9 protein-coding genes are annotated in these 10,783 nt (G+C 67.6%); 4 read left to right on the top strand and 5 right to left on the bottom strand.

Going from position 1 to position 10,783, the window contains the following annotated elements; translation table 11 throughout:
* Window positions 1-857 (bottom strand): hypothetical protein (locus VNF71_10560; protein HVA74991.1); only part of this gene is annotated, 857 nt, incomplete at its 3' end.
* Between the two features lie 820 nt (window positions 858-1,677).
* On the opposite strand from VNF71_10560, the gene VNF71_10555 reads away from it, so the two are divergent.
* From VNF71_10555 to VNF71_10545, 3 genes are all read left to right on the top strand, one after another.
* Window positions 1,678-2,226 carry an Ltp family lipoprotein gene (locus VNF71_10555; GenBank protein HVA74990.1) on the top strand — a complete coding sequence of 183 codons (549 nt, stop codon included), beginning with the start codon at window positions 1,678-1,680 and terminating at the stop codon, window positions 2,224-2,226.
* Between the two features lie 248 nt (window positions 2,227-2,474).
* Window positions 2,475-4,550, top strand: coding sequence for an ATP-dependent helicase (locus VNF71_10550; GenBank protein HVA74989.1), 2,076 nt, complete (start codon window positions 2,475-2,477; stop codon window positions 4,548-4,550).
* A gap of 109 nt (window positions 4,551-4,659) precedes the next feature.
* Window positions 4,660-6,924 (top strand): hypothetical protein, encoded by a 2,265-nt coding sequence (locus VNF71_10545; protein HVA74988.1) that lies wholly within the window; start codon window positions 4,660-4,662, stop codon window positions 6,922-6,924.
* 55 nt (window positions 6,925-6,979) lie between these two features.
* On the opposite strand, the gene VNF71_10540 is transcribed toward VNF71_10545, so the two are convergent.
* From VNF71_10540 to VNF71_10525, 4 genes are read right to left on the bottom strand one after another with little or no spacing between them, the layout of a single operon-like run.
* Window positions 6,980-7,747 (bottom strand): nucleotidyl transferase AbiEii/AbiGii toxin family protein, encoded by a 768-nt coding sequence (locus tag VNF71_10540; GenBank protein ID HVA74987.1) that lies wholly within the window; start codon window positions 7,745-7,747, stop codon window positions 6,980-6,982.
* A complete protein-coding gene (locus tag VNF71_10535) occupies window positions 7,728-8,777 on the bottom strand; it encodes a hypothetical protein (GenBank protein ID HVA74986.1) in 1,050 nt (349 codons plus the stop codon). The genes VNF71_10540 and VNF71_10535 overlap by 20 nt, the downstream gene beginning before the upstream one ends.
* A 45-nt stretch (window positions 8,778-8,822) precedes the next feature.
* Window positions 8,823-9,086, bottom strand: coding sequence for a hypothetical protein (locus VNF71_10530; protein HVA74985.1), 264 nt, complete (start codon window positions 9,084-9,086; stop codon window positions 8,823-8,825).
* Complete coding sequence (locus VNF71_10525; GenBank protein HVA74984.1) at window positions 9,086-9,262, bottom strand: hypothetical protein; 177 nt, start codon at window positions 9,260-9,262, stop codon at window positions 9,086-9,088. Before VNF71_10525 ends, VNF71_10530 begins: the two co-directional genes overlap by 1 nt.
* Before the next feature lie 127 nt (window positions 9,263-9,389).
* Between VNF71_10525 and VNF71_10520 the strand changes: the two genes are divergently transcribed.
* Window positions 9,390-10,511 carry a Clp protease N-terminal domain-containing protein gene (locus tag VNF71_10520; GenBank protein ID HVA74983.1) on the top strand — a complete coding sequence of 374 codons (1,122 nt, stop codon included), beginning with the start codon at window positions 9,390-9,392 and terminating at the stop codon, window positions 10,509-10,511.
* Window positions 10,512-10,783 lie beyond the last annotated feature (272 nt).

Below are 10,783 nucleotides of genomic sequence, written 5' to 3'. Positions count from 1 at the left end.
ACGGCAGCGACGAGTTGAGGCCAAAGTGATCTGAGTGCCGACCAAACGACGGTGGCTTGTTTGACGGCTGACGTGGGCCTGACGAGGAGCGTTGGGTCGGTCCCTCCGACTAACAAGTCTCTCCACGCGATGGCCTGCGCTCGGAGGTACTGAGCTCCCACCTCGCCGTCGCGCCACTCGGGGTTCCGGGCGACGTCGCGCCAGTTTGTTATCGAGGACTTCACCGCCTGCGCGGTAAGTGTGCCAAACACAGGAGTCAGGCGATCGATCAGGCGGGTAATGGCCAGGCATCGGTTCGTACCGAGGAGGTACAGCCACCCGATGTTGCTCGCTGGGTTGCTAGTGGGATCGAGCGACCAGGTGGATTCGGCAAGCGCGCGACCCAACTGGTATGCGGATCCCTCCCCAAATGTGGAGCATGCCAGCTTGTCTTGGATGTCCGCGTCCCACATGTACAACGCCTCGGCGAAGGCGTTCCACTCGGCATCGGACTGCCTCTTCCCCTTCCCGTCATACACGTCATTACACAAGTCGACGACCCTTTTGCTGGCCAGGGTTGGCCCCGAAGGTACGCGGCCTTGGGAGTCCTCCATCTTGGAGCCATCTAGCTCCAGGACAAGGGTTTCTGCGAGGGTGCAGACCACCTTGTGGGTCTCGAATAAGAGCTCTCGCCAGGAGCGCTCCTCGGCGAGCGGCAGGCTGTGGCCTGCACGCCCTCCCATTTCTGAGATCAGTCGCCCCGGGTCGGATGGGCCAAAGTTCGCTCGGCCCCGGAGTTCGGCGATCGCCCAGCCGAATCGTAGGAGCGAGCGAACACGATCGGGCTCTAGGGCGACCGGCGCACCGGCGATCGACACAATTCCCACCCCCTCCAGCGTGTGGCCCTGCCTGGCCAGCCTGCATGAGGCTACGCCAGAAGAATCGAAGGTTCACGAGTCTTGGCGCATCGGACAGATGACCGTCGATGGTCCATCGAGACCTTCGGCAGACCAACGCTAGGGCGCGCCAGAACGCGAGCTCGAGAACTCGGCTCGGGTTTGCCCTCACGCGAGCGCAGAACGGGGCACATCCCGAGCGGTTGATGCTGACCCATCCGCAAACGTGGGTCAGTTGGGTACTCCAGGCTCCGTCCAAGCATCCCGCCGTCCTTAACGAGATCAGCCGGCAGATCCACGATGGCGGAGCCGGGAGGTCGACGGAACTGTCCCACGTCTCCAAGCAGGGGCCGAGAGGACAGCCTACTACTGCCTGGGGCTTGTTCATCGCTTGACGATCTGTTGACGCTCGCTTGGGGGGCATAGCAGACAATCGCGAAGGAGCAGCGTTGGGGGTGGCGGCTCGTTATGCACCACCGGACGGAGATGTTCGAAACCCCGCGCAACTATGAGACGGGAGAGCGAACAGATGAGTGACTTCTCACAAGGGTCGGGATGGTGGAAAGCCTCGGACGGCAAGTGGTACCCGCCCGAGACTGCACCCCGACAGTCCCCGGCATCACAGCCCTCTCAACCCGGCGACTGGAGTTGGGGTGCACAGGCAGCTCCTCCCCCTGGACCGCCTGCGAGCGGACCAGCAAAGGCCCCACCGCCGGCCGCCGCGCCGGGCCAACCGTCTGGGAGTAAAGGCCCCTGGCGCAAGTTCCGATCTTGGCCGACGACAATCCAGATCATCTGCTGGGTGGGGGCGTTCTTCGTTGTTGCCGGGGCCGCCGGTGCCGCTGCGGGATCCGGCAAGAAGCAGAACGCGAACCTCTCGACCTCTTCGGCGACGACCGTGGCACCCGTGCCTGCCACCAACCCGCCTGGTACCGCGGCACCGCCTGCCACCGTGCCTCCTGCAACCGCGCCCCCCGCTACGACGCCGCCTACAACGGCGCCTCCGGCCACCGCTCCCCCGACGACCACTCCCAGCCTGACCCTGTCGCAACAGAACGCGATCCAATCAGCCCAGTCCTACTTGAGCATGGGCCAAGGGTTCTCGCGTCTCGGGCTGATTCAACAACTGTCATCCCAAGCCGGAGAGGGATATTCGCTCGCCGACGCTACCTTCGCCGTCGACAGTCTTCACGTGGACTGGAACGCCCAAGCAGCGCTATCTGCCAAGAACTACCTCAGCACGACCGCCTTCTCCTGCAGCGGGCTGATTGAGCAGCTCTCCTCCTCCGCCGGAGAACAGTTCACGTTGGCTCAGGCACAGTACGGCGCCAAAGCAGCCGGAATCTGTTAGCCGAAGATACCTATTCAAGCGAAGCCCGAGGGAGGCCTCGCTCGATCACGGCTCGACCACCGGCCTCCTGACGACCGAGAGCAGAACGCGCGACCAATATTCCCGCAGTGCTACCAATCAACCCAGCGCAGAACGGCACATCACGAGCGCTGGTCGCGGTCCTTCTAGAAAGGTGGGTTTACTGGATCCCGACCGAGCCGACCATGACAGCCGCGCCGTGTCACCGGGTTGGGACAACATGTCCTTGAATGGCGAACCTGTTGGACGACCTGGACGAAGAGCAACGCAGCGCGGTGTTGGCGTCGACTGGCCCGGTTTGCATCGTCGCCGGGGCCGGGACCGGCAAGACCCGGACCGTCACCTACCGGCTCGCGCACGGGGTGCTCACCGGAGCGGTCGACCCAAATCGCTGCTTGGCGATCACCCACTCGAAGAAGGCGGCTCTCGAGCTGGCGAGACGACTGCACGATCTGGGAGCGGGGGCGGTCGACGCCCGGACCTTCCATGCTGCGGGGCTTCGGGTCGCGGGCCAGTTCTGGCGCCGGACCGGGCGCCGTGAGCCGTCCCCGAACGTCTTGTCGGAGGGCGAGTCGTGGCGAATCTGGCGCGACGCCCTGCGCGCCGCGGCCGGCAGGGACCCCGACAGCGGGACGGTTCGCGACCTGGTCGACGAGGTGGGATGGGCGCGGAGCAGGCTGATCGGTATGGAGGACTACGAGGCGGCGTGTGTGTTCGCTGGTCGCCGCGCGGCGATCGATCCTCCAGCGGTTGTCGAGTGCTGGCGGCGCTACGAGCAGTCCAAGACCCGGACGGGCCGGGTCGACTTCGCAGACCTGCTGGACATAGCGGCGCGACTCTTGGACACCGACGAACAGGTGGCCGAGGTCGTCCGCGGACGTTGGGCACACGTAACCGTCGACGAATACCAGGACACCGACCCGGCTCAGCAGCGGCTCCTCGACGCCATCCTTGGGGGTCGAGCGGAGGTCTGCGTGGTCGGCGACCCCCGCCAGGCCATCTACTCCTGGAAGGGCGCCGACCCGACGTATCTGACCCAGTTCACGAAGCGGTTCCCGACGGCCCAGGTGTTCGACCTCACCCGCAACTACCGGTCCAGCCCCCAGATCCTGGCCTGGGCCAACGCCCTCGCTCACGAACGCGGCGTGAAGCCGCTGTTACCGACCCGACCGTCCGGTGTCGCTCCGAAGATTCGCCGATTGGACGACGAGCTCGCCGAGGCAGCATGGGTGGCCGGCGCCATCCGAAAGGCGGTCGATGCGGGCACATCACCGTCGGAGATCGCCGTGCTGTACAGGTTCAACGCCACCCAGTTGCGCTTCGAGGCGTCGCTGGCACGGCAGAAGATCGCGACGGTCGTCGCCGACGACGTCCCGTTCTTCGAGCGCGACGAAATCCGGTCGGTCTTGGTGCCCTTCGCTCAGGCAGCACGAGCCGATCCCGACCGGAACGGTCTCGAACTGGTGAAAATGATGTTCGACCGCAGCGGGTTCGACCGCCAGGCACCGCCGGCGGGTCTGGGCGCTGCGAGAAGCCGGTGGGAGTCCCTCCTGGCCCTGCTCGAACTTGTCGAAGGTCTCGAAGACGCTGCGAAGCGGGGCGCCGCCTCGATCCTGTCCGACATCAACGGACTTGCTCGAAGGACCTCTGATCCCAAGAGCGAGGGCGTCACCCTGGCGACGCTGCACAGGGCCAAGGGTCTGGAATGGGATGTGGTGTTCGTGGTCGGCGTGACCGACGGCGCGATCCCGTCCACCTATGCCGAGACACCCGCGCAACGCGCCGAAGAAGAGCGACTGCTACATGTAGGCGTCACACGGGCCCGACGCGAACTCCACCTGACCTGGGCCACGACCAATGGCAGAGGTTGGACGAACAGGCCCAGCCCGTTCCTCGACCGTCTACCGGCGGGGCAGCAGGGTCCCGCCAGAGAGCGCTCGCGCAGCGCGGTCCGATCCACGAGGCATGCGAGACCCTCTCGGACCGAAGGTGCATCGAAGGGCAGTGCATCGTGCACTCTGTGCGCGGCAGCTCTCAAAGGCCCGTCCGCCCGGAGACTCGGAGTGTGCGCCGACTGCGTCCTGACCGCACCGGGAGACCTCGGCCGTCGAGCGCGCGCGATCAAGCAGATATCCATCGATGCCGCCGAGCAGACCGGAGGGGACCCGCAGAAGGTCGTCAGCAGAGAGGGACTGCTCCGGCTGCTCGACCATCGCCCCGAGTCGGGTGACGACGTCTCGGCGACTCTCGGCGTCCGCCTGACCAGCCAATGGGCCAAGGCAGCAGCGGAGGCGCTCAGGACGTAAGCACCAGTCGCGCCCGCTTGTCGGCCATCTCGGGCCGGTCACCCCGGTGCACCGCGGCCCGATTTGCGGCATTCTGTTGGGAGCGACGAGCTGGGGAGGACAGATGCAGGTGGCCGGCGGCGAGACCGCGGGAAGCACGTGCCGCATCAACCCGACGGCGCATAGGCGCACCGCCGGCCCAGCCCACCACCGACGGCGCCGGAGGCGTCTCGCACTCCTGGTAGCCGTCGCCGGCGCCTCGCTCACCTCCGCCCTACCCGTCGGCGCCCAGACCACCTCCGCTGAGGTCCTCAACACCGATCAGGCCGCAAGCCTCACCGACGCCGGCGTGAAGCAGATGGTCCCCCGGGACGGCCGACTCGCCGGCTACGGCTTCGAGGTCACCCTCACCGGCGTCGCGTTCACCGACCGAGCCGGTCCCCAGTCCCAACCCGTGCAGGCAGTGCCCGGCGACGAGCTGGCCGTGGTGTCCATGACGGAAGTGGACCAGGCCTACACAACGCAGACGTCGATCCTCGCCTACGACAGCAGCACTCAGCCGACGTTCTCCATGCAGGTGGGCCAGCAGACGGTGAGCCTGTCGGTTCCCTTCGGCGCCTCGAACCCCGTGTGGGCGGTCGCGATACCGAAGGGTTCTCCGGCGACCTTCGTCGCCACCCGGGGCAACTTCACGCAGGGCTTCGACCTTCGTCGGGGGACGAGGACGAATCCTTCACCGCTCGCGCTCTACCGCGATCCGACCAAGCCGTTCGTGACTGAAACCCTGAGCGCCACGACACAGTTGACCGGGACGGGCTCGGCAGCGGACCCCGTGACGGTCCGGGTCGCCCCGACGAGCGCCGAGCTCGAGTATTTCAAGCCGGACCTCGACACCTTGCAGCCGGTGCCGGCGCCCGATCAGGCGTGGCTCGTTGTCGACATGGACAACGGTGACACGCAGAACATCCCCGGAGACGCCGCCGGGCACTTGGTCGACTTCACCGGGACGATCGGGGGCAACAGCGTGCTCGTACAGACCCCGGCCGGCCAGATCGAATCGGTGTCGATCGGCCAGCCCGCTTCCGCCGGGTCGCTGTTTCCCGACTACTACGCCTTCCCGGTCCCGGCAACGTTCACTACCGGCACCCTTCTGATCAAGGCCGACGGCACGATCCCTGCCGAGGAGTACAACACGGGCAACCCCTACGACGGCACCCCCGTGACCCTCAGGTTCAACCAGACGCCCTCGATCGCGATCGACCTTCCACCAGTACCGCCCGCGGCCGCACCGGGATACCTCACTTCGTCAACCTCGACGAACAAGGCGAGTGGCCCTCGCTCCGCAGCGCGCACTCGCAACACCAGCGGCTCGTCTCCCGTCTGGGTCGTCATATTCCTGGCGCTGATCGTGATCCTCGGCCTCACATCGGTTCCCGTCGTGCGGCGTCGCCGGACGACACTTCGGGTACTGCCGGTTGGACGAATACCGAGAGCTCTTCTCGCAGGGACGACGCTTGCCCTGCCACCGGCGGCCCCCTACCGCTCCGTCGACGAACCGGTGGCGCTCCCACCCGCTGGCGAAGACCAAAGCGCCGCTGCCGATCTCCTCGTCGGACAAGCCCCGGCCCAGGCAACGCCCGACGAATCGCCCGCGTTCGCGGCAACCGCGGTCGCCGATCCAGCACCACAGGAAGTGTCGCTGGTCCTGTCGGTGCTCGGGCGATTCGAGGCGCACGGACTTCGACACCCCGTCGGCAAGCCCGACGTCATCCGGGTTCTGGCGGCCCTCGCTATCGAAGACCCGCCGGTGACGGTCGAGCAGCTACGTGACCTCTGCGCGGTCAATGTAGACAAGCCGCAGGCCGCAGAGACGATCCACTCTTTGATCTCGATACTCCGCCGCAGCCTTCCAGAGGGAATGCTCCCCAAGATCCGGGCGGGCGAGAGCGGCTACCGGTGGGCGGCCAATGTCGACGTCGACTGGACCGTCTTCCGCCTGCTGGCCGGTCGGGCAGCAGCCGCCGACGGCGCCGGCAAGGTTGAACTCGGGCTCAAGGCGCTGGGTCTCGTCCGTGGCCGCCCGCTTGAGCACAGGGTGTGGGACGGGATCCGCAGACATGTCGCCAGGATGGAGACCGAGATCGAGAACCTCGCGGCGGACACCGCCCGCACCGCGCTCCAACTGCGGGACGCCCGGTCCGCCGAATCAGCCATCGTCAAGGGGATGCTCGCCCTCCCCGAGTCGCTCGTCCTTTGGGACTCGCGCTTCGTCGCCGCCGCCGCTGGATCCGGGTTCGGCCTCGAGCGTGCGCGCTCGGAGGCGCGAAAGGTCCTCGGCGACGACGCCGAGCAGCTCGAGCCGCTCTACAAGCGGCTGAAAGACGGCGACTGGTGAAGCCAGTCGGATGATGAGCGTCAGCCGCTTTTCGCGGGAGGCGAGAGACCGACAGTCAGCTCAACGCGGCGATCAGCGGCGCGGCGACATAGCGCAACTCGTCGGCCGTGACCGAATCCATTGACTCGTCGCCGGCGACGAGCCACGACCGGCTCCGGGTGACGCCGTCGGAGAGGAACCGCCTGGCGGCATCGCGGACAAGGTGGCGTAACTCCTCCGGGCCGCCAGCCAGAGCGGAGCGGACAGCGCCGTCACCGTCGAGGTCCAACAGGATCCGGTAGATGTCCCAGACGTCGCTCGCCCGCTTGACGGCGGCATCACCCCGGCGGCTCCCCAAGGCGTGAAGCTTCATCGCCACCAGCGCGGCCGCCGTCGCAAAGGGTGCTGAGGCTACGACCGTCGGGTCTTCGAGCGCGGTGACCGTGACAACGGTGGCGGTCTCGAGCGCCCAGCTGTGCGACGCGACGAAGAGCGCGTCGTCGTCCGGGACGTCCTCGAGCTGCCCCGGATAGAGGGACTGCACAGGCATGATCTCCACCTGGGTGCCCTCCAACAGCACCTTGTTGCCGCCCTCGGGGTGAGGCTGGGCGTGAGGGAGCTCGAGCACGACTTCGACGGCTTGGGCCCGAAGCGAAGACTCATCGACGACGGTGTCGACGTCGGCGGTGGCGCGGTGCGCACGCCCGAGACGCACCGCGACAGCAACTCCGCCGACGATGGCGTAGCGGCCGAGGCCGGCCTCGCCGAGCGCTGCCACCGCACGCACCAGCGGCACCATGGCCGGCCCGGCGAGCAACGCTTGCTCAGTCCCTCCAGATGTCACCGTCGCGCTCCCAGGATCGGAGTATCTCCCGGCCTCGGGACCGGTCTTGAGCCAGGTCCAACGCGACGGCCAAAAGCGGTGCGGCCGGCCAACCCTCCACGTCGACGACATCCTCGCCTTCGCTGCGTCGGACCACCAATGTCGTCGGCGCCACGGCGAGCGTCGCCGCTCCGACCCCGGCTTGTGACGCGCCGTAGCGGCCCACGTTGACCGCAACCTCGACCGGGCCGAGAACGTACAGGTCGACCGGGCCGCCGGGCACCGACACGACCGGAGCGCCGTAGGCGACCGCAGCAGCGGTCCCGCTGCGCCGCCACATCGGCGCCAAGGGGTCGGCCGGCAGGTGGGCGGACGGCTCGGGGCGGGTGGCGACCCATGTGCGTTGCACCTTCCAAGCCTCGGCGAGCTCCCAGAACAGTTCTGGGAACAGACCGCAACCTTGGTGATCAACCAGGGACGCTCGCGAGAGGCGGTTGACCGCTGTGGAGATGGTCGATGGCGCCACTCCAAGAGTGGCGCTGTCCCGGTTCGGCGACAACGACTCCCCCGGGTGGGCGCAAAGCCAGTACGCGACGGTGAGCCCTCCGCGGCCCCTGATGGCCGGCCCGGGCGGACCGACGGTGGGATCCCCGGCCACCGCCGGGACGTCCGTCTCGACGCGGACACCCCGAGCTCGCAGATGGAGCCGACCCCGCAGGTCCAGCCACGACCAGCCGGCATCGCTGAGGATCCCCCGGGCTCCGGATGTGATCCGCTCGGCGACCACGACAGGTGCCACCGGCGCCGCCGCATCCTCCCGCCGGTCCAGCGCCCAACCGTTGGTGAGCGCCCACGCGGCCTCCCCCGTGCAATACGCCTTCACCTCGACCGCGAACGTGACCGGTCGGTCGTCGACGACCGCGCTCACGAGCGCGTCGAGCGGACCCTCCCGCCTTGCGACGCTGGAGACGGCGATGTCGGCCGCTCCCAAAGCGTCCACTAGCCGCTGGACACCCACGGCCTCGAAGTCCTCGGCGGTCCTCCTCGGCATTTCGCATTCGAGTATACCCGAACGTTGAATGCACCGATGCCCGAGTCAACGGTTCCGCCGGCCGTCGGCCATCGGCAGCTCGAAGTCGTCGCCGCGGCGGACCAGCCGCCGCCACCAAACGATGATCGCCCCCCACGGGAGGAACCAGCCGGCGAAGGTCGTGTAGACGACGAGGACGACCAGCATCGAGCCGACCTTGCCCGCCCAACCGTGGACCCAGCTGGCAGCCGGTCTCTTGGCCACCCTGACCAGCACCCACACCCACAGTGCAAGGGTGACCAGGTCGAACAGCATCTTCAACGCCTCCATCACGACCCCATCCGCTCCGGCTGGGCCCACACGGTCCCGTAGCGCTGCCCGCGCACGGGGCGAAGCCCGGCGTCCCAGAGGATCCTGGTGAGCTCCCTGGTGGCGGGGCCGAGCACCACCACGATGAGGCCCGGCGGCAGGTCCACCGCGACGGGCGCAATCTTTTCCATCTTCATGCTCCGTTCCGCCGGCGCGCTCGGCCGGCTTCACGGATACCTCTCGCGATGAGACCCCCCAAACGCGACGAGAAAGTTCGACAGTTCTCCTCCACCGACGGTCCCAGCGCGGCGCGATGCTGTCGGCGTGTTCGAGCGTTTCACCGACCGGGGACGGCGGGTGATGGTCCTCGCCCAAGAGGAGGCCAGGCTGCTCGGCCACAACTTCATCGGCACCGAACACCTCCTCCTCGGCCTGATCAAAGAAGGCGACGGCATCGCAGCAAGAGCCCTCACATCGCTCGGGGTCACCATCGAGTCGGTCCGGAATCAACTCGAGGAAAAGATCCCGCCCGGTGAGCATCACGACGGGTCGCCGCCGTTCACGCCGGTCGCGAAGAAGGCGCTCGAGATGTCGCTGCGAGAGGCGCTGCAGCTCGGCCACAACTACATCGGCACCGAGCACATCATCCTCGGCGTGCTGCGCGCCGACGACAGCGTCGCCACCGCAATCCTCGAACAACTCGGCGTCACCCCAGCCGCGGTACGCGAGGCGGTCATCTCGTCGATCTCGCCCGCTCCCGGCGCCGGCCCTCTGGGCGCGCCACGACCCGCCCGGCGCTTCCTATCACGGGGCCGCGAACCCCCGATACCACAGGCGCACACTCGCCGGCCGTCCCAGGGCCAGTATCGGGTCTCCGGCGTCGTCGACGTCGCCTTGTCAGGGGGCCGGCTCACCGGCGTCGTCGCCGGCCTCCCCGTAGACGTGGGCCTCGACATCCCCGCCAGCGGCGGAACATGCCGGGGCACCTTCGCCGGGGCGGACCTCAGTTGCAGCTGGCGTCTCGCCCCCAACGGACAGTGGATCCCCGACGTCCCGGGCTGGGCCCGCGGCGTCTACGCCGGAGAACAAGGCGAGCTCCGGGGATGGTTCCACCTCTCCGACGACGGCCTCTTCGAACAGGCGACCATCGAGGGTGAGTTCGCAGCGGAGACGATCGCCGCCATGGTCCGCGCCGGCTTGGCATCCACACCACAGGACGCCTTCCGTATCAACGGCTACTTCGCCGGCGCTGGCTTCTCGCTCACCTGCAGCTTCGCCACCGGGTCCGCCCAGCTTCGAGGGTCGATCGACGGCAACCCCATCAACCTCGAAGGCAAACGCCACCAAACAAATGTCGACCCGCGCCTCCGGACCGTCACCGGAACCTTCGAAGGACCCTCACCCCTGCTGTTTGTGGCTACCTGCGCTCTGCTCTTTTTCATCTGAACCCGCAGATCACAATGTGGCCGCGTGCGGACTCCACCTCTCTGTCAGGGGCGATACGGGGCCGGCCGCCCAACAGCACATTCGGGCAGCACATTCTGGCTCGAGACCGTTAGCTGGGCGAAGTACTTGATCCGTCGTTAGGGGCGGCTTCTCGGAGGGCGGCATAACGGTTCGGACCAGCGCAGAGCGATCGTTCGGGCGCGGCGGGAGGAACCTGTTTGCCGATCCCCCGGGATCTGTTCTCGGCCCCTCCCTTACGCGGAGAGGAGCGC

The sequence above is a fragment of the Acidimicrobiales bacterium genome (assembly GCA_035533095.1).
GTDB lineage: Bacteria > Actinomycetota > Acidimicrobiia > Acidimicrobiales > Palsa-688 > DATLUM01.
Note: the sequence above shows the minus strand (reverse complement) of the source record. Positions and strands in the feature narration are given on the sequence as shown.